The organism is Shimia sp., assembly GCF_039969785.1.
In the GTDB taxonomy this organism is placed as follows: domain Bacteria; phylum Pseudomonadota; class Alphaproteobacteria; order Rhodobacterales; family Rhodobacteraceae; genus Shimia.
Map to the genome: position 1 here is coordinate 1 of NZ_JBDVNC010000014.1, position 25,780 is coordinate 25,780.

Annotated in this window: 22 protein-coding genes, 1 tRNA gene and 1 riboswitch; of the genes, 11 read left to right on the forward strand and 12 right to left on the reverse strand. The window is 56.6% G+C overall.

Features of this window, described 5'->3' with window-relative positions; genetic code table 11:
* The 5 genes from ABJI08_RS05915 to istB form a co-directional block, all read left to right on the forward strand.
* Positions 1-5,189 (forward strand): calcium-binding protein (locus ABJI08_RS05915; RefSeq protein WP_348400903.1); only part of this gene is annotated, 5,189 nt, incomplete at its 5' end.
* Between the two features lie 116 nt (positions 5,190-5,305).
* A complete protein-coding gene (locus tag ABJI08_RS05920) occupies positions 5,306-6,406 on the forward strand; it encodes an integrase (RefSeq protein ID WP_348400904.1) in 1,101 nt (366 codons plus the stop codon).
* Between the two features lie 548 nt (positions 6,407-6,954).
* Positions 6,955-7,137, forward strand: coding sequence for a hypothetical protein (locus ABJI08_RS05925; RefSeq protein WP_348400905.1), 183 nt, complete (start codon positions 6,955-6,957; stop codon positions 7,135-7,137).
* 757 nt (positions 7,138-7,894) lie between these two features.
* A complete protein-coding gene (gene istA / locus ABJI08_RS05930) occupies positions 7,895-9,424 on the forward strand; it encodes an IS21 family transposase (protein WP_348400906.1) in 1,530 nt (509 codons plus the stop codon).
* On the forward strand, positions 9,414-10,205 hold the full coding sequence (gene istB, locus ABJI08_RS05935) for an IS21-like element helper ATPase IstB (protein ID WP_348400907.1): 792 nt from the start codon (positions 9,414-9,416) through the stop codon (positions 10,203-10,205). Before istA ends, istB begins: the two co-directional genes overlap by 11 nt.
* A 352-nt stretch (positions 10,206-10,557) precedes the next feature.
* Here istB and ABJI08_RS05940 read toward each other — a convergent pair.
* From ABJI08_RS05940 to ABJI08_RS05970, 7 genes are all read right to left on the reverse strand, one after another.
* Positions 10,558-10,632 (reverse strand) — tRNA-Phe (locus tag ABJI08_RS05940).
* 80 nt (positions 10,633-10,712) lie between these two features.
* The gene (gene yacG / locus ABJI08_RS05945; protein ID WP_348400908.1) at positions 10,713-10,895 is read right to left on the reverse strand and encodes a DNA gyrase inhibitor YacG; all 183 of its coding nucleotides are present in this window, start codon (positions 10,893-10,895) and stop codon (positions 10,713-10,715) included.
* Positions 10,892-11,914: a ribonuclease E/G gene (locus ABJI08_RS05950; protein WP_348400909.1), complete on the reverse strand. Its 1,023-nt coding sequence runs from the start codon at positions 11,912-11,914 to the stop codon at positions 10,892-10,894. The genes yacG and ABJI08_RS05950 overlap by 4 nt, the downstream gene beginning before the upstream one ends.
* Complete coding sequence (locus ABJI08_RS05955; protein WP_348400910.1) at positions 11,911-12,489, reverse strand: Maf family protein; 579 nt, start codon at positions 12,487-12,489, stop codon at positions 11,911-11,913. The genes ABJI08_RS05950 and ABJI08_RS05955 overlap by 4 nt, the downstream gene beginning before the upstream one ends.
* A 35-nt stretch (positions 12,490-12,524) precedes the next feature.
* Positions 12,525-12,743 (reverse strand): translation initiation factor IF-1, encoded by a 219-nt coding sequence (gene infA / locus ABJI08_RS05960; RefSeq protein WP_007205486.1) that lies wholly within the window; start codon positions 12,741-12,743, stop codon positions 12,525-12,527.
* Between the two features lie 211 nt (positions 12,744-12,954).
* Positions 12,955-13,413 carry a low molecular weight phosphatase family protein gene (locus tag ABJI08_RS05965; protein WP_348400911.1) on the reverse strand — a complete coding sequence of 153 codons (459 nt, stop codon included), beginning with the start codon at positions 13,411-13,413 and terminating at the stop codon, positions 12,955-12,957.
* Positions 13,414-13,418: 5 nt separating this feature from the next.
* The gene (locus tag ABJI08_RS05970) at positions 13,419-13,898 is read right to left on the reverse strand and encodes a UPF0262 family protein (protein WP_348400912.1); all 480 of its coding nucleotides are present in this window, start codon (positions 13,896-13,898) and stop codon (positions 13,419-13,421) included.
* A 223-nt stretch (positions 13,899-14,121) separates the two neighbouring features.
* Between ABJI08_RS05970 and ABJI08_RS05975 the strand changes: the two genes are divergently transcribed.
* Together ABJI08_RS05975 and ABJI08_RS05980 are read left to right on the forward strand one after the other, a co-directional pair.
* Positions 14,122-14,889: an SDR family oxidoreductase gene (locus ABJI08_RS05975; protein WP_348400913.1), complete on the forward strand. Its 768-nt coding sequence runs from the start codon at positions 14,122-14,124 to the stop codon at positions 14,887-14,889.
* Positions 14,890-15,002: 113 nt separating this feature from the next.
* On the forward strand, positions 15,003-15,986 hold the full coding sequence (locus tag ABJI08_RS05980) for an NAD(P)H-quinone oxidoreductase (RefSeq protein ID WP_348400914.1): 984 nt from the start codon (positions 15,003-15,005) through the stop codon (positions 15,984-15,986).
* A gap of 4 nt (positions 15,987-15,990) precedes the next feature.
* On the opposite strand, the gene ABJI08_RS05985 is transcribed toward ABJI08_RS05980, so the two are convergent.
* Positions 15,991-16,758, reverse strand: a complete 768-nt coding sequence (locus ABJI08_RS05985; RefSeq protein WP_348400915.1) for a FadR/GntR family transcriptional regulator — start codon at positions 16,756-16,758, stop codon at positions 15,991-15,993.
* A gap of 157 nt (positions 16,759-16,915) precedes the next feature.
* Here ABJI08_RS05985 and ABJI08_RS05990 point away from each other — a divergent pair, with 157 nt between their 5' ends.
* Positions 16,916-18,130 carry a PLP-dependent aminotransferase family protein gene (locus tag ABJI08_RS05990; protein WP_348400916.1) on the forward strand — a complete coding sequence of 405 codons (1,215 nt, stop codon included), beginning with the start codon at positions 16,916-16,918 and terminating at the stop codon, positions 18,128-18,130.
* A gap of 109 nt (positions 18,131-18,239) precedes the next feature.
* Here the strand turns inward: ABJI08_RS05990 and ABJI08_RS05995 are convergent, their stop codons facing one another.
* Complete coding sequence (locus tag ABJI08_RS05995; RefSeq protein ID WP_348400917.1) at positions 18,240-19,454, reverse strand: hypothetical protein; 1,215 nt, start codon at positions 19,452-19,454, stop codon at positions 18,240-18,242.
* Between the two features lie 134 nt (positions 19,455-19,588).
* On the opposite strand from ABJI08_RS05995, the gene ABJI08_RS06000 reads away from it, so the two are divergent.
* On the forward strand, positions 19,589-19,990 hold the full coding sequence (locus ABJI08_RS06000) for a hypothetical protein (protein ID WP_348400918.1): 402 nt from the start codon (positions 19,589-19,591) through the stop codon (positions 19,988-19,990).
* 24 nt (positions 19,991-20,014) lie between these two features.
* Here the strand turns inward: ABJI08_RS06000 and ABJI08_RS06005 are convergent, their stop codons facing one another.
* Positions 20,015-20,485 carry a GNAT family N-acetyltransferase gene (locus ABJI08_RS06005; protein WP_348400919.1) on the reverse strand — a complete coding sequence of 157 codons (471 nt, stop codon included), beginning with the start codon at positions 20,483-20,485 and terminating at the stop codon, positions 20,015-20,017.
* An 84-nt stretch (positions 20,486-20,569) separates the two neighbouring features.
* Here ABJI08_RS06005 and ABJI08_RS06010 point away from each other — a divergent pair, with 84 nt between their 5' ends.
* Positions 20,570-20,905, forward strand: coding sequence for a DUF1636 family protein (locus ABJI08_RS06010; protein ID WP_348400920.1), 336 nt, complete (start codon positions 20,570-20,572; stop codon positions 20,903-20,905).
* Between the two features lie 21 nt (positions 20,906-20,926).
* Here the strand turns inward: ABJI08_RS06010 and ABJI08_RS06015 are convergent, their stop codons facing one another.
* Entirely contained in the window at positions 20,927-21,613 is a 687-nt protein-coding gene (locus ABJI08_RS06015) for a CbtA family protein (RefSeq protein ID WP_348400921.1), read from the reverse strand.
* 19 nt (positions 21,614-21,632) lie between these two features.
* Positions 21,633-21,803, reverse strand: a complete 171-nt coding sequence (locus ABJI08_RS06020; protein WP_348400922.1) for a CbtB domain-containing protein — start codon at positions 21,801-21,803, stop codon at positions 21,633-21,635.
* 43 nt (positions 21,804-21,846) lie between these two features.
* Positions 21,847-22,056: riboswitch (cobalamin riboswitch) on the reverse strand.
* Positions 22,057-22,261: 205 nt separating this feature from the next.
* Between ABJI08_RS06020 and smc the strand changes: the two genes are divergently transcribed.
* Positions 22,262-25,717 (forward strand): chromosome segregation protein SMC, encoded by a 3,456-nt coding sequence (gene smc, locus ABJI08_RS06025; protein WP_348400923.1) that lies wholly within the window; start codon positions 22,262-22,264, stop codon positions 25,715-25,717.
* The last annotated feature ends 63 nt before the right edge of the window (positions 25,718-25,780 follow it).

A 25,780-nucleotide genomic window follows, 5' to 3' on the forward strand; every position in this document is an offset into this window, starting at 1 on the left:
CTCTTGGGCGTGATGGGGATCTACTCGATGAACTTGGCAACGTGCTGGTTCCAGGGTTTGCTGAGCTTGGGGAAGATGCATTAGTCCAAGCGATCCCCGCAGCGTTGATGGCCTCGGATAAATTCGTAGAGGGAACAGTTCTGCTGGGAACGGTGCTTGAATCTGTACCATTCTCAGTTGTCCCTTCGCTTGCCTACGGGATTGGCAGATATGTCGGCGAATATGTCGGCGGGCCAATTATATTGGGCGTCTACAAATGGGTCAAAGGGTTGGACCTTGATCCCTACGACATCCGCCTTGTGCATGGTGACGGTCTTTATGAAGAAGGATTGTTCTTTGGCGAAGGCGATGCGGGGATCAGCGATTACGATACTGCGGTGACGTTGTTGGTGGACAGCGATGCCGAAATCGTCCGTGCTGATATGATGCGACAGGACGATATCGGCGCTGACGATCACGGAGAGCTGTTTGCCAGCGTCTGGGATGCCGAGGCGCTTTATGATTTTGCCGCGTATGGCAATATCGACCCTTCCGAGTTGATCGGTTGGCAAAGTGGAAATCATGCCATCATTCCGCGCGGTGACGACAACGATGTCGTGTTGTTTCTGGCAGACGAAGACGGCGATCTAGTTGAAAACCCTATCATATTTGAACTTGCCTATCCGGGGCCAAATCCCGAGGTGGGGATCAATGCGATCTACGGTGAGTTCGGTGGAGGGCACCAGCTGCTTCTGGGGCAAACCTACGGGACACCCGACGAATATGTCGGGTTGATGCCCGTTGCTGCCCAGGCCGACCTTCAAGGTGTGCCCGGTTTTGCCAATGTAATCTTTGCAACAGAACATGATCGCGCGATCCGTCTCCAAGGGGCCGAAGGCGACGACTATATCTATGGCAGCGCCTATAATGACACGCTTGTTGCGTCAGGTGGCGATGATTTTTTCAACGGCAACGCGGGCCATGACCAGATCACCTATGGCGGCTCTGACACCTATACGGTGCAACTCGGGGGTATGGGAGGGGACGAACCGATCAGCTACGTTTCCTTACGCGATGATATCTTGGTTACACGTAACGGCGATGCGGGCTTTGAAGATTTCCTGTCAAATGTAGAGCAAATCACGCTGGGCAGCGGGAATGACACCATCTTTGCGACTCAGTTGCAGGAAGCATTTGTACAACTCGACGCGGGGTCTGGACGCCATGACAGGCTGATCCTCGGAGACCCGGTGGAAGACTATTACTGGTCGGGTTCGGGGTCTAGGGATGTTTTGGTGGATGCGGATGGTCTGATTACCCTTGCCAATGGAAGTACAATATCGGGCATAGATGTCATCGAGGTGCGGGGAACTGGCGATTCTCCCGAAATCTATTTCGAAACCCTGGACATTGAGCTTGAAATTGAAGCCTCGGAAAGCAGCCAGAATTTCTCGGGGCTGTCCTCTGCAATCACATTGAGGGCTAGTGGTGATCGCGATGCAGCGGGGTTTTCTGTCTCTGACAGTTCGCATGGCATGAATTTCGCACGTGACCGCGGAGCGAACTATATCGTTGGCACGGATTTTGGCGACACGCTTCACCTGAATTATGATGGTTCGCCCGAAACCTACTATATTTCAGGAGGTTTTTCCTTCTCCAGTGGCGTTGGAGATGACACGATCCATGGTGCAAATTCAATCGATTACATTTACGCGGGGGGACATGATGTTTTTTACGATGTGCAGCCAACCCGTATCCACTATGATCTTAATCGAATAACACTGCCGGATGGTGTGGATGCCGGGGACCTTTCAGTCACGGAAAACGTCATCGCGGACAGTAACTCTTATCGAATAAACCGAGACGGCTCGCGGGGTGAATTACTCTCTTGGCAGTCTGATATCGTGGTTTCGGTGGCCGGACACGGGGCGATCACATTTGCGAACGTAGAAGTTTTTGCCAACTCTTACGAAGTGCGGCAGATTGCCCATTTGACCCTGTTTGACCAACAAGGTGACACATATTCCCGCCAGTACGTCGATTTACCGGCTCGCGACACGCCCGCGGCCATTCGCGAACATTCTTCCACCCCCTACACCGACGTGTTCGGAACCTCCGGCGATGACACTTTGGTTGTCGACTCCTCTCACGGTGATCAGCCGAACCCGGGGCAATACCGTTTGGGGCAGGGAAACGACATATTCACTGTAACAGATGGATTTATTGGACAGGTCTACCTTGGTCCTGGGGATGATATTTTCCATGACGATATCGGATACGGAAGTACCTATGGTGGGTTTGGCGATGATACATTTCATGCAAGCCCATCGCGCTTAAATGGAATAGAAGACAAGTTTTACGGTGAAGAAGGCAACGATCGCCTAATCTATCGGTTTGAGCAGGCCGCGGGCAGCGCGAACAATACCTATTTCTACGGCGGGGCAGGTCTGGACACTGTCGAGATGCATGTTTCTCTGGCGCATACGTCACTTGATGACCTCGCCGACCTCGCGGTGGATGTGGGGTTGTTCCAGAGCTATTTGGAGATCTCCCCGCCGCACGGCGATTTTGGCACGGACAATTCCCGATATTTCGACACCATTTCTCTCGACATTTACGATGTCGAGGCCATTGAGTTTTATGTCGACGGGGTTCTGGTCGAGGTTAACACATCTGGCATAGGAACCGCTGCGCAAGAAATCATTTTGAACGTTGACGGTCGCGCTGCGGTAACCGGAGGCGACGGACTAAATGTCATCATTGGCTCCAATATCTCGGAAGAGATCATCGGCGGGGCCGACTATGATTGGATTGCCGGTTTTGCCGGAAATGACACAATCCTTGGTGGCGATGACGACGACTGGATCCACGGCGGCGAAGGCGACGACGTTATTAACGGCGGCGTCGGTTATGACACACTCGCCGGCAGCATCGGTCACGACACGTTCCTCATTTCGGATGATCTTGACGATCTCTATGGTGGCGACGGTAACGACACAGCCGATTTTTCAGGGATGGTCACAGGCGTAGATTTGACCACCGTCACGATCCGAGACGTTGAAGAACTCATCGGCAGCGATGGAGATGATACACTTGATGGAGAGAACGCCGTGGCAATTTACGGCGGCGAAGGGAATGATCGGATATTTGGCAACGCTGGTCGGACGGCTTTGTTCGGTGGCAATGGAAGCGATGTCTACTATGGCGGCCAGGGCAATGACTTTTTCTTTGACGACGGTGCTTTCGGCGTCGATCGGGTCAGCTACGAGACAAGCTCAACTTTCGTAAGTGCCAATCTGCAGGACAGCGGGTCCAACTCGGGCGGCTCTGCGGGAGACAACTATATTGGAATAGAGCATCTGACAGGGTCGCAGTTTGGCGACACCCTTCATGGCACGACGGGGGCAAACTATCTCAGCGGGTTGGGAGGCAATGACACGCTGTTCGGAGCGTTGGGGCGTGACACGCTTGTTGGTGGTGAAGGCGACGATACATTCACAGTACAGCTCTTGTCACTTGGTGACTCTATCGTTGGAGGCTCGGGTCACGATACACTGATTATTGACTACACTGGACTGGCGACTGCAAATTATACCTTTACCATAAATCCGTTGACAGGTGTCGTTTATGTAAATGAGAACGGCGCCTTTCACCACGCATTCTCTGGTATCGAGCACGTCGAATTCATTGGCGACAGCCCTGTCACCTACGCGGCTGGACCTAACGTTCCAAACGTGTCTGTCAAGGGTAACGCAGGCAATGTTGCTGGAGACGACGGCGCAAACGAAATCAGTTTGGAAAATGGAGGAGTGGCCGATTCTGGTGGTGGGAATGACTTAATTGAAGCTAAATACCAACCAGTACTGTTTCACGGGAGAGCGGGTGACGACACTCTTTTCGGCGGCGATGGCAATGACGAGTTATTTGGTGGTGAGGGTAGTGATCTCCTTGAAGGAAGACTAGGCGAAGACACGCTATACGGTGGCGTTGGAAATGACTCACTTTCCGGTGGCGAAGGAAACGATGTTCTCTTAGGTCAACAAGGCAACGATCTCCTGAACGGCGGTGCCGGTGATGATACCGTGTTGGGGGGCAGCGGCGCGGATACGCTGAATTCGGGCGCGGGCAACGACATCGTGGATGGCGGCAACGGCCGTGATCTGGCCAATCTTGGCGACGGCGCGGACGTGTTCAACGACAACGCGCAGGGCGACAAGGCCGGTCGCGATACGGTGTTTGGCGGCAATGGCAACGACACGATCAATGGCGGCGGCGGCTTTGACGAGTTCCGAGGCGATGCGGGCAATGACTCGATCCTCGGCGGGGGCGGCTTTGACGAAATCTTTGGCGGCGCCGGGTCCGACACGCTGCAGGGTGGCCTGGGCAACGACACGGTCTTTGGCGGCGACGGGCGCGACGAGGCGCAGCTAGGCAATGGGTTTGACGTGTTCAACGACAACGGCCAGGGCGGTGACGCCGGGCGCGACACGGTGTTCGGCGGCAACGGCAATGACACGATCAACGGTGGAGCCGGTGCGGATGATTTCCGGGGCGAAGCGGGCAATGACTCGATCCTCGGCGGGGGCGGCTTTGACGAAATCTTTGGCGGCGCCGGGTCCGACACGCTGCTCGGTGGGCTGGGCAACGACACGGTGCTTGGCGGCAACGGGCGCGACGAGGCCCGGCTGGGCAACGGCTTTGACCTGTTCAACGACAACGAGCAGGGCGGCGATGCGGGGCGCGACACGGTGTTTGGCGGCAACGGAAATGACACCGTGAACGGCGGTGGCGGGTTCGATGTCATTTTCGGCGAAGCAGGTAATGACATCCTGCGCGGCGGGGTCGGGTTTGACCGGTTGTTGGGCGGCGCTAATGCAGACCAGCTGTTTGGCGGGCTTGGCAACGACACCTTGAACGGCGGCGTGGGTCAGGACCAGATGACCGGCGGCGCAGGGCTGGACCGGTTTGTCTTTGCCAGCGGCTTTGGCAATGACACGATCTTTGGGTTTGAGGCGGCAGACGGCGAGAAGATCAACCTTGCCGGCGTCGCGGCGATCACCGATTTCAACGATCTGATCACCAACCACCTCGACGATGCAGGCGGCACGGCGCGGATCGTGGCGGGCGCGAACTCGATCCTGCTCGATGGGGTGAACTTCACCGATGTCGGCGCAGGGTTGGCCTATTCGGTGGATGATTTCATTTTCTAGGTAGCGATTGATCGCGCCAAACGGAGTAAGATTTGGCACCAATTTGCCGCTCGGTCTAGCAAAAGTGTACAGGGCAATACGAATGAAGGTGGGACAAAGAAGCGTTTCATGTCTTTGTGCAGCGCCTACACGCCCAAGGCTGGCCCAGACCGGTGAAGCGCGATGGGCGGCTTGCCGACGCGCGAAAGCAAGCCGACAAGCACCGAGCAACCGTTAAGGATGGGGGCAACTCAATTGAGGCGTGCAAGGACGCTGAGAAGGCCACTCAGATAGCGTATGAGGCTAAGAACCCAGAAGCAAGAAAGGCGCGCTTGCTGGCCACGATTGCGCCACTCGCCTTTGAAGCCCGTAAAAGCCAACTTAGGGATGGTGGCAAGGCGGGGCGTTGGTTTAGCCCCCTGAAAACTCATGTCTTACCCAAACTGGGGCAAAAACCCGTTGAAGAAGTCACGGGCAACGAGATTGCCAAGGCGCTCAGACCCATCTGGCACGAACAACCCGACGTGGCGCGTAAGGCAATTACACGCTTAGACGCGTGTTTGTCCTTTGCCCGCGCCAAGGGTTATGAAGTTGACCGAATGGCGGTTGCCGATGCCAAGGAACTTTTGGGCAGACAGGTGCATGTGGCCAAACCCATTCCTTCGATGTCTTGGCAAGATGTGCCAGCGTTCTATCAAAGCCTTGAAGAATCCGGGACAACAGGCATGGCGTTGCAGTTGCTAATTCTAAGCGGATTGCGGTCTAAGCCGATCCGCTTTGCGAACCTTGACCAAATCGAGGGCGATGTTTGGACGGTCCCGGCGTATTTGGTGAAAGGACAGGAAGGCAGGACCGAGGATTTTCGCGTTCCGCCTACGCCAGAGGCTTTGCGGGTGATCAAGCGCGCGACGGAAACAGCGCGCGACGGGTTGCTTTTTCCCGATCAGCGCAAAGGCGTTATCAGCGACATGACGATGGCAACCTTGATGAAGCGCCGGGGGATGACAGCGCGCCCTCACGGGTTCCGGTCCAGTTTCAGGACATGGGCGGACGAACAAACCAACCAATCATGGGAAGTGAAAGAAACGGCAATCGGGCACAAGGTCGGGTCCAAGGTTTCGCGCGCTTACTTGCGCACGGATTATCTTGAAGAACGCCGCCTATTGGCAGAGCGCTGGGCGCAACACGTCATCGGGGCAAGCGGTGAAGTTGTGGCAATTCGAGGTGCAGCAGTGTGACGCAAGGTGATTCGCACCAGACCCAATTTGTAGTGGCATTAGCTTGGCATGACCGCAAAATCTGGGAAAATTATTTTGTGCCGTTAGCGCCCCTGCTTGCACCTGACGCCAGTTAACGTCAATAAAATAAGGGCCTTGCAACGCTCAGAAAGCACAGATTCTTCTTGTGCTCCACATTGCGACTGACACCTTCCAGACCCGCAAAAGCATAGCTATGATTGTTTTGCGTTAATATGCAAAAAGCCGCAACGAAGCGGGGCTAGTTTGGCGACCGGCCCGCTTCGTTGCATACACCGAAACACCCTTCAAAAAAGGGGGCCGGAATTCTGAATGTCTGAGCTAATGACCCACTTGTTGTTGCGAGCCTTTGCATCCTCCATCGCCAAGGTCACGACCTTCGCTGTTCACATTATGTGGACTCAGAAAATGCGTTTCGCAACCCCCAAGTGTGTCTCTCAGCTAAAATGTGATTACCTTACAACGGCAAATGATACCCGTTTAAGCACTTATTCAGGTTCCGGTTTACAGACTCACTGGAGAAGTAAACCATGTCAGAAAATCAGCATCTCATCCGTTTGGGTGATGCGATTGAACGCTATGGCCTAAGCCGCACAACCTTCGACAAAGCGCACAACGAAGGGCACATTCGCAAGCGCAAGCTTGCCCGTGCTGCCTTCGTGGATACTTGCGAAATCGAAGCATGGATTAACGGCGAAACCAATAGCGCGTGACACCCCGCGCCCCTGAAACACGGGCGCGGGGGATATAGCTATCGGGGGTTGGAATACCCGAAGTCTATCTTATGCGCTCGATTGGCAAAAGGTCCAATCGGATGACGACATCAAGAACAAACAGGGCGGTTTTTACCGTCACCCCTCAAGGCAGGGAATCATTCACTTTAGTACTGGCGGGACGCAATCGTTGGGCGATGGAACAGCTTATGTGTGCTGGGCGCAAGGGCTGCACACCGATCATAAACCCCGCGCCCCGGTGGAGCGCCTACATTCACAATCTTCGCAGTTTCGGTGTGGAAATCGAAACCCTGCCAGAGCCACACGAGGGACCATATCCGGGGTTTCACGCCTGTTATGTGTTGCGCGCTCGAGTGGAAGGGGGTTTTGCATGAACCGTTTGCAAATCCTTTACCTGCGTCGCCTTCACGGCCTGACAGAAGCCCAAGCACATGCTCTTGCCACGTTGATATGGGGGGCGCGCTAATGAGTAACGCACGCACCCTGACAACGGAGTTGGGCGGCAAGTGGTATCGACGCTATGGGGCCGCACCGTGCCCGGTTTGTCAACCTGAGCGCAATAAAGGGCAGAACGCTTTGACGCTAGCCGATGGCAGCGGACGGTTGCTGCTTAACTGCAAGAATGTTGAATGTCATTGAGAACTGACCCGGTAGCCCCCCAAATTGTCACTGAGAATTGACCCATGTGAACACATGGCCCTGACGTTTTTGTTCAGGGAGATTTGGAGTGATCGACATGGGATTTTTGAGTGTCATTCGACGCTGGGCATTGCGTGATAAAATGCCGATACGAGAGATTGCGCGGCGCACGGGCTTGTCTCGCAACACCATCCGGAAGTACCTGCGTGAAGGCGCGGCCGAACCGTCGTTCAAGACTCCGTCGAGGCCAAGCAAGCTGGACCCTTACGCGGATCGGTTGTCCGCATGGCTTTTGGCGCAGACGCGTAAATCTCGGAAAGAGCGGCGCAACGTTAAGTTGATGTATGAAGATCTGGTTAAGCTCGGGTACGATGGGTCTTATGAGCGTGTCGCAGCCTTTGCCCGTGCTTGGCGTGCTGATCGGCATCGCGCAGAACAAACGACTGGACGCGGGACATTTGTGCCTTTGGTGTTCCAACCGGGTGAAGCGTTCCAATTTGATTGGAGCGAAGACTGGGCCACGATTGGTGGTGAACGTGTTAAACTGCAAGTGGCGCACACGAAGCTCTCGCACAGCCGCGCCTTTATTGTGCGTGCCTATCCTTTGCAGACACATGAGATGTTGTTCGATGCCCACTGGCATGCATTCCGCGTGTTCGGCGGCGTTCCGGGACGAGGCATCTATGACAATATGAAGACGGCCGTAGATCGTGTCGGTCGCGGGAAACAGCGCGACGTCAATGCGCGCTTCAAAGCGATGGCCAGCCATTACGTCTTTGAGCCTGAGTTCTGCAATCCAGCAGCAGGTTGGGAGAAGGGTCAGGTTGAGAAGAACGTCCGCGATGCGCGCAACCGCCTTTGGCAGGTTATGCCTGTCTTCAAGGATCTGGAAGAGTTGAACCAGTGGCTTGAAGACCGTTGTATAGCCCTTTGGTCCGAGACCGCGCATCGCGCGTTACCCGGCACAGTCGCTGATGCTTGGGCCGCAGAGAGGCCAACGTTGATGACTCTGCCGCCAGCCTTCGATGGCTTTGTTGAGCACAGCAAGCGCGTGTCTCCGACCTGTTTGATCACCTTCGAGCGCAACCGCTACAGCGTCCCAGCCAGTTTTGCGAACCGGCGCGTGAGCCTGCATGTTTATCCAGAACAGCTTGTCCTTGTTGCAGAGGGCGAGACTGTTTGCATCCATGACCGGATTATCGATCGTTCTCATCGTAAGCCAGGCAAGGTCATCTACGACTGGCGGCACTATTTGGCTGTCATACAACGCAAGCCCGGTGCCCTGCGCAATGGTGCACCGTTTACAGAGATGCCGGACATCTTCTGTCGATTGCAAAACCACATGCTGCGTAAGGAAGGTGGAGATCGCGAGATGGTCGATATCCTGTCCTTGGTTCTACACCACGACGAAAGCGCTGTGCTGCGTGCAGTTGAGCTGGCGTTGGAAGCTGGGGTGCCAACCAAGACGCATATCTTGAACCTGTTACATAGGTTGATTGACCGCAAACCGACCGACCTTCCAGAGATCGATCCACCAGATGCCCTCGCTTTGGAAACGGCCCCAAAGGCTAACGTGGACCGTTATGACGATCTGAGGCAGACACAGGAGAAGCGCAATGCGTCATGATCCAGCAGGAGCGTCCATCGTCATCATGCTGCGCAGTCTGAAGCTGCACGGCATGGCGCACGCAGTCGATGACTTGGTTGCACAAGGTGCGCCCGCGTTTGAAGCCGCCACTCCGATGTTGTCCCAACTGCTCAAGGCAGAGATGGCAGAACGTGAGGTGCGATCGATTGCCTATCACACCAAGGTTGCGCGCTTTCCATCCTACAAGGATCTCGCGGGCTTTGACTTCGCGTCGAGCGACATCAATGAAGCCACCGTCCGACAACTGCATCGTGGGGAGTTTATTGAGAACGCAGAAAACGTCGTCCTAATTGGTGGGCCCGGCACCGGCAAAAGCCATGTTGCCACGGCTATCGGCGTACAGGCCATTGAGCACCACAGACGCAAAGTGCGCTTTTACTCGACCGTCGAACTCGTCAACGCATTGGAACAGGAAAAGGCACTTGGGAAAGCAGGGAAAATGGCTGAGATGCTCACCAAAATCGACTTGGTCATTCTTGACGAGCTTGGTTACCTACCGTTCAGCCCATCGGGTGGTGCACTGCTGTTCCACCTTCTCAGCAAGCTCTATGAGCGCACCAGCGTCGTCATCACGACAAACCTCAGCTTCAGTGAATGGGCTCAGGTCTTCGGCGATGCAAAGATGACAACAGCACTCCTCGACCGGCTCACACACCGATGCCACATCCTCGAAACAGGCAACGACAGCTACCGCTTCAAGGCCAGTTCAGAAGCTGCAAAGAAAACCACAAAGGAGGCCACCATATTGACCAAAGCATAGCCGCCGATACATAAATAAAGCGGGTCAAATCTCGGTGACAATACCGGGTCAGTTATCAATGACATTCAACATCTGGATATCGTACAGAGCGCCAAATACTGAAAAGCGTTTTCAACAGACCTTTCCTTTTTTTGGCGGGCAGGATGGCGGGTAAGCCATCCGCACATTCACTTTTCACAACAAAAACAAAGGTAGGTGGCGGAGACGAAGGCAGGGAGGCCATCATAATGCAGGATCACAGATCAATAACGCCCTGTGGCCTCCGCGAAATCGCATTGGTGGATAGAATGGTGGATATGTGAAGCACGGATCGCGCTAACCGTTTGAAAAATATCATAACTTCAAGTATAAATGGTGCCCGGGGGCGGAATCGAACCACCGACACGAGGATTTTCAATCCACTGCTCTACCCCTGAGCTACCCGGGCACGGGTGAACGACTGGCGTTCGGGTTTGGGCGTTCTATGTCAGGGTGGGCGGGCTGTCCAGAGGTATTCGTCAAAAAAACTCAGTGCAAACGCGGGGATTGGCGTTCAATCTCATTTAGGGCGGATTCCACGTCTTCAGGTTCATGCGATGGCACCGAATAATCGCCATTCAACCACTTGCCCAGATCCACATTGGCACAGCGCTGAGAGCAGAACGGGCGGTACTTTTGCACGGTTTCTTTCTGACAGATCGGACACGTCACGTCAGCACCTCCCGAAGGGCAGGGCGCGCGTTTTTGCGTTGCAATTCGTAGTGGCCCAGTGGCGTCCAGCCGACCAACGTCGTATCGATCACATCCTTGCGAAACGCCGCACGCAGCGCGCTTTCGAATGCGCGGCGTTCCTTTTTGGGCATGGGTGCCAGATCCAGCACAATTTGTCCGCCCAGGCCCCTGACCCGCAATGCTCTTGGCAACAAACGGGCAGAGGCCATGTTCGCCTTGAGGCCCGCCGCAGGAGACGTGTCGCCGCCTGTGTTAATGTCGACCGCAACTAGTGCGCGGGTGGGCTCGACAAACATGCCTGCGCCGCCTCCAAGGGTGATATGCGGCCCCTGTGCATCTTCTAACGTGTCCAACACGCCCGTGGCTTCGAAGCCGCCTTGTTCGGTCACTATTTCTGCGGAGTCTGACCAGTCGCGCCACGCGGTCAGGTGAGGACCATCGCCCTGGGCGATCGTCGCTGCCGGACCTTCGCTTTCTGTCATTGCCTTGTCAGCGAGGCTCAGCATGGCCGAGATGTCTTCGGCGATGTCTTCGCGTTCCGCGGCATCACAAGCGGACCGCAAAATCAGGCCAAAGCTGGTATCGCCAGCGATGTCATGGGCGATTTCCAGCAACCGATTGCGTTCATCCTCATCGCGGATCGAGCGGCTGATGTTCAGGCCGGGTGCTTCTGGAGTCACAATCGCGTATCGGCTTTTGAACAAGAGCTTTTGCGTGACTGGGATCGCTTTTCCCGGTTCCGAATACCCGGTCACCTGAACGAGCAGCGCCTGTCCGGGGGCTAAGCCTTTGACTTGCCGTAAAAACACGGTGCCGTCCGGCGATTTCAGGAACATGCCACCCTGTCCCTTAACCGGTCTGTCAGCAATCGCACGATAGATCGTTCCCGGACGTGGCGCGTCGCCATCAATCAGAAAGTCATCCAGGTGACCGTCGACCATCAACGCAGCGGCTTCGCGCCCCTGAATGTGGTCCAGTATGATTTGGCGACCCTTCATGTGCGTTCCTTATAAAGTGGATAACCCGCCGCCTGCAGCAGGTTGGCGGTTTCTGCGACGGGCAATCCGACAATGCCAGTAAAAGAGCCACTGATCCATGGGATGAGCACCCCGGCCGGCCCCTGAATGGCATAAGCGCCTGCTTTGCCTTCCCAGTCACCGGTTGCCAGATAGGCATTCAGTTCCGGGTTCGAGAGTTTTTTCATCTTAACGGCACTGACGACGTCTCGTTCCCAGATTTGATCGCCGCGCCGTACGGCAACTGCTGTGATAACCCGGTGGCGGCGCCCCGAAAGGGACAGCAGAAACTCTGCCGCTTCGCCCGCATCGCTGGGCTTTCCCAGAATGCGACGGCCCAACGCAACGGTTGTATCTGCGCACAGCACAATATCGTCTGCATCCGCCCGCGTGGCCATCGCCTTTTCACGGGCGATACGCTGGCAATATGCCCGCGGCAATTCAGTTTTCAGGGGGTCTTCGTTGATATCAGGGGGGCGAATGTCATCCGCCGTCACCCCAATTTGCGCCAGCAATTCGCGGCGGCGCGGGCTACCTGAGCCAAGGATAAGTTTCATCCCGGACCTCGCTTTTTTTGCCCGCGCAAGAACGCTTACTTGAAGCGATAATTGATCCGACCCTTGGTCAGATCGTAAGGTGTCATTTCCACCTGGACTTTGTCGCCAGCCAGAACACGGATGCGATTTTTGCGCATCTTGCCTGCCGTATGTGCGATGATCTCATGGCCGTTTTCCAACTCGACCCGAAACGTCGCATTCGGCAGGAGTTCCTTTACGACACCGGGAAATTCGAGAAGTTCTTCCTTCGCCATGGTCTCTCCATATTATCTGCCACCCGCCAGAGTCGCGGGATGCCCCTAAATGGGGCCATTGGCGCTGGTTTACAAGGGCAATTTCGGTTGCGCCACTGATATGTGACATGGCTATCGCTGCATGGTGATTTATCTCGGTTTCAAAGGCACCACCCTATGAGTATTTCCGTTCGCAATAGCGGCCAGTGTCAAAGAGGGAACCGGCCAAACCCTAGGTTTGCTGCGAACCGCCCCACCGCTTAACGAGATGCTCAACAATTTCATCGCGCGACTTACGATAGGCTTCCAGCTTTGTTTCCCGGTTTTCGCCAGTCCCCGATGGGTCAGAAATCGGCCAGTATTCCAATTCCAGATGGTAGAACTGGATCAGGTCTTCGGCCTTTTGGCGGCTGGCAGGGGTCAATGCGACGACAAGGTCAAACGAAGACAACTGGTCGCCCCACTTTTCCATTTCCTCAAAGCTGCGCGATCGATGGCGGGACAGTTCCACACCGATTTCGTCACACACAGAAATGGCGAACCCGTCGATTTCCAGATCATTGCGAATGCCGGCGGACTGAACATAAACGTCCATGCCGTACAGCTTTTTCATAATGCCTTCGGCCATCGGTGACCGCACCGCATTATGATCGCAGCAAAATAGAACCGACTGAGGGAGCTCTGTTCCCACGCTGATCAGCCCCCGAAATGCAAGACACAGATCAATGTAAACAGGCGCCTTGCCGTGCTGTTGTCCACGTCGGCTTTACCTTCCAGCCGTTCCTGCAAAACGCGCGCGCCTTCGTTATGGATGCCACGCCGCGCCATATCGATTGTTTCGATCTGGCTGGGTGGCAACGACTTCACCGCGTCAAAATAGCTTTTGCAGATGGCCCAATAGTCCTTAACGACCTGCCGAAATGGCGACAGGCTCAGGTGAAATTCAGCCGCTTTTTCGCCATTCTGACCTTCGACGTCAAACACCAGACGTTTGTCGCGGATGGCCAGTTCCACGGAATAGGGCCCGGCGGGAACCGCCCGGTCATCCCGTTTTGGCAAATCAAACGAGTTGTCTTCCAGCAGATCAAACATCGCCACCTTGCGTTCCTGCTCTATCTCCGGCGTGGGCGGCGGCAGGTTGCGGTCGTCGATCTCAATGTGGCTGATATGGGACATGGTCCGTCTCTTGCTATTGGGTTGGGCATGACTACCCCAGACCCGGGCTTTCGGCAATGCAGCAAAGCTATTCCGGTCGTTCAGCGTGTTCCCGATGAGACAACAGGCACCGATCCATGCCGAACATATGGTCATGCGACAGTAAGCAGGTTGTGCTGTTTCCAAAGGTTGACACTTTGCGATCAGCATTCATGCTGAAAGCTCCCAAATTGCCGAGGCCACAATGACGCCAGATACAGCTTTTTCACTGCACGGACAAAATGCACTGGTTACCGGGGCTTCTGACGGGTTGGGGTTTGCCAGCGCAATGTCCCTGTCGCTGGCTGGTGCGCATGTCTGGGTGAACAGCCGCAGCGCAGATCGCTGTGCCGCGGCGGTCGCACGTATTCACGATGCAGGCGGGCAGGCGACACCGTTACCTTTTGACGTGACTGACGAAGCATCAGCAGACACAGCATTTGCCACACTTAAATCATCAGGCGGGCTTAGCATTCTTGTGAATAACGTTGGGATGCGAGACCGGCGAAACCTACCGGAATTTACACGCGAAGATTTGCGCCGCTTGCTGGATGTCGATCTGATTGCTCCTTTTCGCCTAAGCCAGCGTGCCTCGGAACAAATGGTAGCGGCTGGGTATGGTCGGATCGTAAACATCAGCTCAATCGCCGGTTTGATCGCGCAATCAGGGGATGCCGCCTATTCATCGGCCAAGGCTGGGGTCAATGGCATGACCCGCGCACTTGCCGCCGAACTTGGTCCGTTAGGGATCAACGTGAATGCCGTGGCACCAGGTTTTTTCCGCACTGCGCCCAATGCGGCCGCCGCTAAAGACCCGGCCATCGCCGCGCGGTTACAATCCGCCACTGCGCTGGGGCGTTGGGGAGACCCCGGGGAGCTTGCGAATGCGGTGCTGTTTCTGGCATCTCCCGGCGCAAGCTATGTGACAGGACAGGTTCTGGCGGTGGATGGCGGCTACACAGCGCACTACTAGTGACGCAATCCATGTCAAAACCGCCGCCGACCAACTGCAACAAATCGCCCTGTTCACACGCAGCATACCGGTGCTATTGATTTCGCACGAAACAAGCCCGCCCAGGAGGCCATATGTCCCAAACGATGCAAGCCATTGAGATAACCAAGCCGGGCGGACCGGATGTGTTGCAACCAACCCAACGCATGACCCCACAACCCGGGCCGGGCGAGGTGCTGTTGAAAATCGCCTATGCGGGTGTGAATCGCCCTGACGCGTTGCAAAGGGCCGGGTTATACGCGCCACCACCAAACGCATCCGACTTGCCCGGGCTGGAGGCATCCGGTGTCATCGCCGCTGTGGGCGAAGGGGTGCAGGACTGGGCGGAAGGCGATGAAGTGTGCGCCTTGCTGCCCGGCGGTGGCTATGCGGAATACGCGTTAACCCCAGCCGCCCATTGCCTGCCCATTCCCCGTGGCATGGGGCTCAAGGAAGCGGCCTGTTTGCCAGAGACATTTTTTACCGTGTGGTCCAACGTGTTTCAGCGCGGCAATTTGCAAGCCGGCGAGATTTTTCTGGTGCACGGCGGATCAAGCGGCATTGGAACCACGGCCATTCAATTGGCCAGGGTTCTGGGTGCACGGGTATTCGCGACAGCAGGATCAGACGAGAAATGCCGCGCCTGCGAGCAGCTTGGCGCGGAAAAAGCCATCAACTATCGGGCTGAGGATTTTGTTGACGTGATGCGCGCCGAAGGCGGCGCCAATCTGATCCTCGACATGGTTGGCGGCGACTATGTTCCGCGTAATCTCAAGTCCCTTGCCGAAGATGGCCGGCTGGTTCAGATCGCGTTCCTGCAAGGGCCTCGGGTGGATTTGAATTTCGCGCCCCTTATGACGCGGCGCCTGACAATCACCGGGTCAACTCTGAGACCTCAAAGTGATCTGGCCAAGGCCCGTATCGCAGAGGCGCTGCGCGCTCAGGTCTGGCCTCTGCTGGATGCTGGTCGGATCGCCCCCGTTATGGATAGCGAATTTGCGCTGGTTGATGCCGCCAAGGCCCACGCCCGCATGGAAAGCAGCGGCCATATCGGAAAGATCGTAATGAAAGTGTCCTGAACCCTCACCGGCTTAGTTCGTGGGTAAAGCGCTGTTGGGCGATGGCTTCGTTCTTTTCGAATTTTTGGTGGTCCGACAGTGCTTGCTCCACATAATCCAGATGTGAGGCCACAGCTGCACGCGCGCCTTCCGCGTCCCTAGTCTGTAAGGCGTTATTGATGGTGCGGTGTTGCTCAAGCAATTCTGACCGGGTGGTACGGTGTTTGAACATGATGGTGCGGTTGTAAAACACGCCTTCCCGCAGCAACTGATACATTGATCGCATCATATGCAGCATGATCACATTATGGCTGGCTTCGATGATGGCCAAATGAAAATCGGCGTCCAGGCGGGCTTCGTCAGTTGGATTTCTCTTTGAATGGGCGGCTTCCATCTTGTTGAAAACGGTTTGAATGACCTGCAAATCGGTCGCGGATGCCAGCGTTGCCGCGCGCTCGGCGGCCAGCCCTTCCATGTCGCGGCGAAACGAAATGTAATCAAAAACGGCTTCGTCATGGGCCGCAAAAAGCTGAACCAAGACGCCCGTAAAAGCGCCTCCCAGAACATCTGTTACAAAGATACCGGCCCCGGCCTTTGAGGTTAGTAAACCTTTGTCCTGTAAAGATGAAATTGCTTCGCGAAGGGACGGGCGGGACACGCCCAACCGTTCGCTCAACTCTCGTTCAGCGGGCAGCCTTTCACCGGGGCGTAAAATGCCACGCAAGATTAGCAATTCGATCTGGCGAACGACGGACGTTGAGAGCTTTTCCGGCTGAACTTTTTGAAATGGCATAGTTGGCCTCGCGTAACTGGTAAGATGAATTGACCACGCCTGACAGCAAAGGGCAAGGCTGCGGGGCAATCACAAATTCCTTCACTTGGGTCAGTGTTATTGACTTAAAATCGAATCCGCGTAATTTCTGAGCATCGTAAAAAGGGGGGAATCGATCATGAGTCTCGAGCACATATTCGCCAGCCGAGCAGGTCAGATGAAAGCATCTGAAATCCGCGAGCTGTTGAAACTTCTGGATCAGCCGGGAATTCTGTCATTCGCAGGCGGCATCCCGGATCCCGATCTGTTTCCTGCCGATGCCATTGCCGACGCTTATGCTAGGGCGCTGAGCCCCGAGGCGCAATCGACGTCTTTGCAGTATTCCGTCAGCGAAGGGTACTTGCCACTGCGTCAGTGGCTGGTCGCTCAGATGGCCAAAATCGGCGTGCCCTGCGATGTTGATAACATTCTGATAACCTCTGGTTCGCAACAGGCGCTCGATTATCTGGGCAAACTGTTTTTGTCCCCCAATGATACAGCACTTGTGGGGTGGCCCACCTACATGGGCGCGCTAGGTGCGTTTCGGGCCTATGAACCCAGTTTTGACCGCCTGCACATAAATGCAAACCGCAGCTCTCAGGACTATGCAGCACAGGCGAACAAGGCGGGCGGGCAAGTCAAATTTGCCTATCTTTCCTCTGATTTTGGCAACCCAACCGGGGAAACAGTGGATCAAAAGGGGCGCGAAAATATCCTTGATCTCGCGGACGACCTTGATTGCGCCGTGATCGAAGACGCCGCATACCAGGCACTGCGCTATAACGGCAAAGACGTCCCACCTATTCTGGCGCTCGAAATCGCGCGCAAGGGAAACATCGAGGATTGCCGGACCATCTATTGTGGCAGCTTTTCCAAGACCTTGTCGCCGGGATTGCGGGTCGGATGGGTGGTGGCGGCCAAGCCGATTATCCAGCAACTGGTTCTGACCAAACAGGCCGGTGATCTGCACTCTCCCACAATCAACCAGATTGTGATCCATGACGTCGCAACCCGCATGTTTGACGACCATGTTGCGACCGTCCGACAAAGCTATGGCGCACGGCGTGACGCCATGCTGGGCGCGCTGGGACGGCATATGCCCGAGGGCGTGGAATGGACGCGGCCCGACGGCGGCATGTTTGTTTGGGTGACCTTGCCCAAAGGTCTGAACGGCGCCGATTTGTTGGCCGAAGCGTTGCGTACTGAACAGGTCGCCTTTGTGCCCGGGGCAGCGTTTTTTCCGGATGGATCGGGGACAAATACGTTGCGGCTCAATTTCTCAAGTCCGGATGTCGACCAGATCGAAGAGGGCATGCGCCGTTTGGGCAAGGTCCTGCGCGGGGCAATGACCTGACCAATTCAGGCGGATCGGCAACACGTCGGTATTACGTCGGTATCGCGTCGGTCCTGTTATCGAAACCGGGGCGTCCGAAGACGCCCCGGTGGTTCTTGCAGAGGAAAGCTTATTCTGCCGGTACGGCTGCGCCCGATGCGGGCTTGCCAAAGTGTTGACGGTTCAGTCTCAGGACCAAAACGATCATTGCCATTTGTGCCACCAACGCGATGGCGGTCACAGACCAATAGGCGGTGCCAAATTTGTCGATGATACCTGCGCCCACCAGCCCCTTGTTCACAAAGAAATGCGTCATGACCGACAACGCCACACCGGGACAAACCAGCGCATAAGACCCGGGCGAGGTTTGCGCGCCAAATACGTAATCGGTGAAATACCCCTGTCGGCGCAGCACCAAAAGCCCCAGACCAAGGAACAACACCTGAACCGACAGCAAACGCGCAAGCAGCATCAGGGTTTCTGCTGTGGTGCCGTGCACCTGGAACGTGGTGTGCAGCCCGTGGTTCTGACGCAGAAACATAATGCCCAGCACGGTCAGGATGGGCACCACGATCATCAGGGTTGGACCAGCCTCTTTGGCGGTGCCGTGGTGTAGCATCGAATTGAAGGCCGTGAAGATGGCGATCAATGCATAGACAATGGCTGCAGTGCCGAGAAAGGTCGACAACACCAGCGAGATTCCGACAGTGGATGTGGCGGTGCTCATCGCGGCGGGGGCCGAAAAGCCGACGGCAATCATCGAGAGCGAGAAGGCGGGCAGCATCTGGGCAAAGCTGTTATTGGCAGTCACGTCAAACACACCCCCGCTGGACAGAACGCGCCCAAGGAAGCTGGCGATGAGGCGAAACGCCAACACGGCGATCAAGGCAAAGGCGATCAGCGCGATCGGAAACAGGTATTCGATGATGCCCCAAAGCCCCGGAATGAAAACAAGACCAACGATAAACAGCGCGTTCACAGTCATGGCCATCGCCAGAGGCATCGCCAGCAACGTAGATTCCGCGTTGGATTGGGTCAGCTTCAAATACGCGCCGGTTTTCTTAAAGCCTGAGAGAGCAGTCAGGTTCCAGACCAGCGATTTGACATTGAGCACCGCAAAAAAGGCGATACCCAAAACGGCCAGCACAATGGCGATCTGAACCGGGAGATCACCGGTTTGAAAGGCCGCTGAAATGTCCTCGAACGTGGGGACGGGTTTGTCTTTGTGAGGCACCCAGAACATCAGGTACATGAAAAACGTGACGGTCAATCCGCCCGCGCCAAGCGAGGCGAGAAAGTAAAGTGGCGAATAGTTGTCGGCGGGTCGTTTGGTCAGTGTCGTCATTAGGATGCTCCAATACATTCTACATATGGAATATATAATATATGCAGAAAATGGAATATATGTGTGACAATGCCGCACATGAGAGATGCTTCGTGATTAACGCGCTCTTAACCGGTGCATGAAATGGTGTCGCCATGCGCTGGATCAGCTTAATTTTGGGTATGATTATGACGGCGTGCAACGCCCCGTCGCCGTATTTTCGCGCTGCCGAAGTGACGCGTATCACGGTCGATGGCAGCACCTTTGACGTCCGTCAGCGCGGGCGACTGGCCGAAGCTTTGCGGGTTAACACGCAATACGCGCCACGACTGGGGCCCATTGGTCAACGGGCCGCGTACGCGATGGAGGTTGTTACAGGGTGCGACGTGGTCGAGATCCGGGGCGACGCGGTGTCCATTCTGGGAATCATGGAATGTGACGGCTCAAAACAGCGACCGCCCCTGGCCAGCTATGTGCCGCTTTATCAGGATTGTGAGGTTGTGGATGTCTGGGTGCCGAGTGGGGGATCTACCGGATACCTTGAAGCGGAATGCTAGAACCAACGCCGCAAGAGGCGGAAATCAGGAGATATCCCGCGTCATAAAGATAGAGCTGGTATTGGTTTCATAAGCGCCAAACGGGCCGCAATCGACAAAGCCATGGGCACGATACAGACTGTGTGCCTGAGCCAGTTTGTTGCCGGTTTCAAGTTTCAGCGACGCCAGACCTTGGGCGACCGCTTCGGCATTAAGGCGTTGCATCAGCTTATGCGCAACGCCTTTGCCACGCGCGACCGGGTCGACAAACATGGATTTGATCTCACCATAATCGCCGCGATTTGCCAGCGCGGCGCATCCCAGCGTCTTTTCGCCTTGGCGGGCAATGAAAAACCGGATTTCCGGCACGCACAAATCATCTATCGACAGAAAGTGGTTTTCCTCGGGATTGAACAGTGATTGCATCAACGCATGGCTGGCCTGCAACAAGGCGGTGGCCTGACGATCACGCGGATTGCCCGGAACAATACGGATAGGGTCTTTGCTCTTGATCAATGCCGTGTCCTCTTGAAAATGATGGGGTGCTTGTGTCGCACCGCGTCGGGCTTTAGTCCAGATTTAACTTCGGAAGGGCGCACCATGACCAATACCGTCTTTATTTGCAATACATGCGCATCCGGTGACGGGGCGACAATTGATGCGGAATTTGCGGCGGCTGTGCGCGATGCCGGGGTTGCTGATTTCGAAGTGCAAGAGGTGAGCTGCCTGAACATGTGCGACGAACCGCTGACCTTGGCTCTGCGTGCTCCGGGCAAGGTGGCCTATCTGTTTGCCGGGGTGCGGCCCGGCTCGGACCTGAAAGATGTTATTGCGTTGCTCACTCTTTATCGCGATGCCCCGGGAGGTGTAATTGAGGACGCGCGCCCTGCCGGGCGGTTGCGATTTTGTCTGAAGGGGCGTGTGCCAGCAATCTGACGTCACGCCCCCTCTGTTTCTTTAGTTGTCTCCGCGTTGCAGGAAAAAGCCCGCGAAATATCCCAGCAGGCACCAGCCAACAATCGCCACACCCATTGAGATTGTGGCAAATTCTGCCGAAAGCTCTGGCGGCGCAATCCCGAAATACGTGTCCAGATGCGGTGCGCCAACCAGATGCGGGATCAGGATCAACGCAAGGCCCGCCGCATGCGCAGGCAGGCCGCGCCCAAACGCAATCAACGCCAGTCCGGCAGCGGTGGCAAGAATGGTTGCGATCCACCACACCTGACGCGGTGCCAATTCGGCAGCTGGTGTGCCGGGCAATTCAGGTGGCAGGCCAGCCGCAGGGGCCAGTTGAACCGCGATAAACCCACAAAGGCCCCAGATCAGACCGTTCTTGGCCGAAACAGCCAGTCCGGTGCGATCACGTGCAAATCCCATGGCCGCCACAAGCAGCAAGCCATACCCGGTGTAGGTCACGACATTGAAGGCAACTGTCATAGCATGACGGCTCCATTCGCCGCCAAGTCCCGGTGTGCCTTTTTCAGACTGGGTCATTCCGTCGACCAGAAAATGCACCCGGGTTCCGGATTCATAAAGTTCGCCCTCCAGCAAAAGCGGGATGACAAATACGAACTGTAGCAGGGCGGCAATCAACCCTGCTATCAGGCCAGCGAACACAGCGCTGGACAGCAAATTTTTAGTCATTTTATTGACAAATGTCTGCCTAGTGGCAGGGGAACGCCATTGCGTGACGCTGGTCGTGGGCGGCGTCGTGCAGCACGGTGGCTTGCGCCATGCCCGAAACAGTCAGCAGAGCCACACCAACGGTCATGGCCAGAATAAAGGCCAGTCCATTTGAACGGACGGCGGCGATATTTGCAGTCTTAGTCGTCATCTTTTTGTTCTCCTTGTCCCGTCACACCCGACGGGCGGTTTCTATGGGTCTTCAATCATACGGCTGGTCTCCTGGCTCACGGGTCGACGCGGTGCATTCCCTTCCCGGGGTATCTCCCCCAGTGGATTTGAACGCGCGCTCGCCGCTTACAGTCGCGGGGGCGGCTGTGGCCTAAGGCGGGTGCCTCTTCCACATTCCCATTTCATCATTGGGCACAAAAATGCCCGCAGAAACCGTACCTCTCCTGTTTGGACCGTGAGGGGCCATCGGGTCAAGACGGATTCCGACATGTTGGGGTCTCGAAACGCCAAGCAGAACGTCGCAGGCTTAAAATTGCACCATCAATATCTTGTGGATAAGTGGCGATGTCCCGCCATATTCTGTGGATAGGCGTTGACTCAGGGCCATCAGGCTTTGCAAACTCTCCTGACTCGCGGAATCAGGAGATCACTCGCACCTTGCGTTTTTCCAAGCTCAGACTGAATGGCTTCAAAAGTTTTGTCGATCCGACCGATCTGATCATCGCTGATGGTCTGACCGGTGTTGTGGGTCCAAACGGCTGTGGCAAATCCAATCTGCTGGAGGCATTGCGCTGGGTTATGGGGGAAAACCGACCCACGGCAATGCGTGGCGGCGGCATGGAAGACGTGATTTTCGCAGGCGCGGCGACGCGATCAGCGCGCAACTTTGCCGAAGTAAACCTGTTGCTGGACAACTCGGAACGCCTGGCGCCTGCGGGGTTCAACGATGATGACGCGCTTGAGATTGTTCGGCGCATCACGCGTGATGTGGGCAGCGCATACAAGGTAAACACCAAAGATGTACGTGCCCGCGACGTGCAGATGTTGTTCGCGGATGCCTCAACCGGCGCGCACTCTCCGGCGCTGGTGCGTCAGGGGCAGATTTCCGAGCTGATCAACTCGAAACCCAAGGCGCGGCGGCGCATTCTGGAAGAGGCCGCCGGGATTTCAGGGCTGTATCAACGACGCCACGAGGCGGAGCTAAAGCTGAAAGGCGCCGAAACAAATCTGGCCCGGGTCGATGACGTGATCGAGCAACTGGCAACCCAGCTTGCCCAACTGGCCCGACAGGCGCGGCAGGCTGCGCGCTATCGCGCAATTGGCGAAGAGTTGCGCCAATCCGAGGGGCTTTTGTTGTATCGGCGTTGGCGCGAAGCGGATGATGCCCGCGCGACGTCAGAAGAAGAATTGCGCAACCGTACCACCGCCGCTGCACAGGCCGAAACAGCCGCACGCGCCGCAGCTAAAGAACGGGTCGAGCGTGACGATGCCTTGCCGGCGTTGCGGGAAGAAGAGGCAATTGCCTCGGCTGTGCTGCAACGGCTTCAGGTGCAGCGGGATTCGCTGAATGACCAGGAAGCGCATGCGCTTCAGATTATCGAGACACTGAAAAATCGGATTGTGCAGCTGTCGCATGATATGGAACGCGAAGCTGGTCTGAACCGGGATGCCGGTGAAACCATGGAGCGTCTGGAGTGGGAACAGCGCGAGCTGGCCAAGGCGGGCGAAGGCCACGGCGAACGGCTCGAAGCGGCGAGCGATGAAGCGCGCGAGGCGGCCAGTGTGCTGCAGGAACGTGAATCGGAACTGTCCCAGTTAACCGAAGATGTGGCGCGTCTGGCGGCGCGGCACCAGTCAGCGCATCGTATGCTGGATGACAGCCGCAAGACCCTGACCAAAAGCGAGAGCGAGAGCGAAAAGGCGCGCGAAGCGGTTGCCAGCTCAAAAGAGGCGCTGGCCCGTGCCGCCGAAGAACTGGATCTGGCGAAGGAAGCTGAAGAAGTTGCCATTGAGGCCGCGGAAACGGCCGAGGAACGTCTGGCCGAAACCGAGGAAGAGCGCGCCGAAACACAGGTGCGCGAGGCGGACGCGCGCGCTGAACGGTCCGAAGCCGAGGGCGAGTTGAACGCCTTGCGCGCCGAGACAACGGCGCTGGCGAAACTGTTGGAACGCGACACCGCTGAAGGCGGGCAAATTCTGGACCGGTTGCAGGTTCAGCAAGGGTTCGAAAAGGCGCTGGGCGCCGCGATGGCAGATGATCTGCGTGCCCCCGAAGTGGACGAGGACGGGCCGTCGGGCTGGTATGTTTTGCCACCCTATACACAGGACCAACCTTTGCCCGATGGTGTGACGTCGCTGGTTCAGCATGTGTCGGTGCCCGAAGTGCTGGAGCGCCGGATGAGCCAGATTGGTCTGGTATCTGGTGATGATGGCCCGCTGCTGCAACCTTTGCTGAAACCGGGCCAGCGGCTGGTGTCGCTTGAGGGCGATTTGTGGCGCTGGGACGGGTATCGCGCCTGGGCCGAAGACGCGCCAAGTGCTGCGGCGTTGCGGTTGCAACAACTGAACCGGCTGGAAGAATTAAAGCAGACAATGGCGCAGGCCACTGCGCGCACGGACGGCGCGGTTCAGGCGCATGAAACCTTGCAGATGCGGCTGCGGGACTTGTCCGAGATCGACAAGGCCGCCCGCATCACGCGCCGGGATGCCGACCGGGCCGTAGCGGATGCCAATCGGGCGCTCAGCCGGGCCGAAGCGGATCGCAATCTGGCCGAGGGTCGGTTGGAATCGCTGGGGTTGGCCGTGACGCGCCACGAAGAAGACGCGTTGGCTGCGCGCACACAACTGCAGGAAGCCGAACGCGCGATGCAGGATCTGGGCAATCTGGAGACGGCCCGTCAGGGGGTCGAAGACGTCAAAATGACGGTTGAGGCCGCCCGGATCATGATGATGTCGCGCCGCTCTGTGCATGACGAAGTGCGCCGCGAGGGTGAAGCGCGCCTGAAGCGCTCTCAGGAAGTCACCAAAGAGATTTCCGGCTGGCGCCACCGGTTGGAAACAGCGGAAAAACGCATGGGCGAGTTGGCAGAGCGCAAGGAGATCTCCGAAGAAGAGTTGCACGAAGCCGGTGCCGCCCCCGAAGAAATCGCGGCAAAACGCGAAGAGCTGAGCGAAGCCATAGAGGAAGCAGAAACGCGGCGGAGTGCGGCGGCTGAGGCATTGGCCATGGCAGAAACGGCGCTGCGCAGCGCGGAACATGCTGAGCGGGACGCCGAACGCGCCGCCAGCGAAGCCCGCGAAGCCCGCGCGCGTTCCGAGGCGCGCTCTGACGCGGCCCGTGAAACTGTCGCTTATGCTGCGGAACGGATTATGGATGAGCAAGAGGTCAGCCCGGCAGATCTTTTGGAACGTTTGGCGGTCGACCCGGACCAGATGCCCGACGCCCACGCCATTGAAGCTGATGTGAACCGGTTAAAACGGCAACGCGATTCCCTGGGTGCCGTGAACCTGCGAGCCGAAGAAGACGCAAAGGATGTACAGGTCGAGCATGATACGCTGGTGAGCGAGAAAGCCGATCTGGAAGAGGCCATCCGGACCTTGCGCAATGGGATCGCCAGTCTGAACCGGGAAGGGCGCGAACGGTTGCTGACCGCCTTTGAACAGGTAAATTCCAACTTTACCCTATTGTTCCGCCATCTCTTTGGCGGCGGTGAGGCCAATCTGGTTCTGGTGGAAAGCGACGACCCGTTGGAAGCCGGGCTGGAGATCATGTGTCAACCACCGGGTAAAAAGCTGTCGACATTGTCGTTGTTGTCAGGTGGAGAGCAGACGCTGACCGCGATGGCGCTGATTTTCGCGGTGTTTCTGGCCAATCCAGCGCCGATCTGTGTGCTGGACGAGGTCGACGCTCCGCTGGACGATGCCAACGTGACCCGGTTTTGTGACTTGTTGGACGAAATGTGCCGTCGCACCAATACGCGGTTCCTGATCATCACGCACCACGCCGTGACCATGGCGCGCATGGACCGGCTGTTTGGGGTTACGATGGCCGAGCAAGGTGTGTCTCAGCTTGTGTCCGTTGATCTGAAAGCGGCCGAGACGTTGGTGGCCTAGCGCGTTCGGGGCGCTGCCCCGCTTGGACCTGCGGTCCAATTCACCCCGGAGTATTTTTGGCAA

Coding starts and splice junctions, on each gene's coding strand:
- ABJI08_RS05980 (WP_348400914.1), top strand. CDS start 15,003: ATGTCCCAAACGATGCAAGCCATTGAGATAACCAAGCCGGGCGGACCG.
- ABJI08_RS06000 (WP_348400918.1), top strand. CDS start 19,589: ATGCGCTGGATCAGCTTAATTTTGGGTATGATTATGACGGCGTGCAAC.
- infA (WP_007205486.1), bottom strand. CDS start 12,743: ATGGCGAAGGAAGAACTTCTCGAATTTCCCGGTGTCGTAAAGGAACTC.
- ABJI08_RS05975 (WP_348400913.1), top strand. CDS start 14,122: ATGACGCCAGATACAGCTTTTTCACTGCACGGACAAAATGCACTGGTT.
- ABJI08_RS05995 (WP_348400917.1), bottom strand. CDS start 19,454: ATGACGACACTGACCAAACGACCCGCCGACAACTATTCGCCACTTTAC.
- ABJI08_RS05985 (WP_348400915.1), bottom strand. CDS start 16,758: ATGCCATTTCAAAAAGTTCAGCCGGAAAAGCTCTCAACGTCCGTCGTT.
- ABJI08_RS06010 (WP_348400920.1), top strand. CDS start 20,570: ATGACCAATACCGTCTTTATTTGCAATACATGCGCATCCGGTGACGGG.
- ABJI08_RS05990 (WP_348400916.1), top strand. CDS start 16,916: ATGAGTCTCGAGCACATATTCGCCAGCCGAGCAGGTCAGATGAAAGCA.
- istB (WP_348400907.1), top strand. CDS start 9,414: ATGCGTCATGATCCAGCAGGAGCGTCCATCGTCATCATGCTGCGCAGT.
- ABJI08_RS05955 (WP_348400910.1), bottom strand. CDS start 12,489: ATGAAACTTATCCTTGGCTCAGGTAGCCCGCGCCGCCGCGAATTGCTG.
- ABJI08_RS05970 (WP_348400912.1), bottom strand. CDS start 13,898: ATGTCCCATATCAGCCACATTGAGATCGACGACCGCAACCTGCCGCCG.
- istA (WP_348400906.1), top strand. CDS start 7,895: ATGGGATTTTTGAGTGTCATTCGACGCTGGGCATTGCGTGATAAAATG.
- ABJI08_RS06015 (WP_348400921.1), bottom strand. CDS start 21,613: ATGACTAAAAATTTGCTGTCCAGCGCTGTGTTCGCTGGCCTGATAGCA.
- ABJI08_RS05950 (WP_348400909.1), bottom strand. CDS start 11,914: ATGAAGGGTCGCCAAATCATACTGGACCACATTCAGGGGCGCGAAGCC.
- ABJI08_RS06020 (WP_348400922.1), bottom strand. CDS start 21,803: ATGACGACTAAGACTGCAAATATCGCCGCCGTCCGTTCAAATGGACTG.
- ABJI08_RS05925 (WP_348400905.1), top strand. CDS start 6,955: ATGTCAGAAAATCAGCATCTCATCCGTTTGGGTGATGCGATTGAACGC.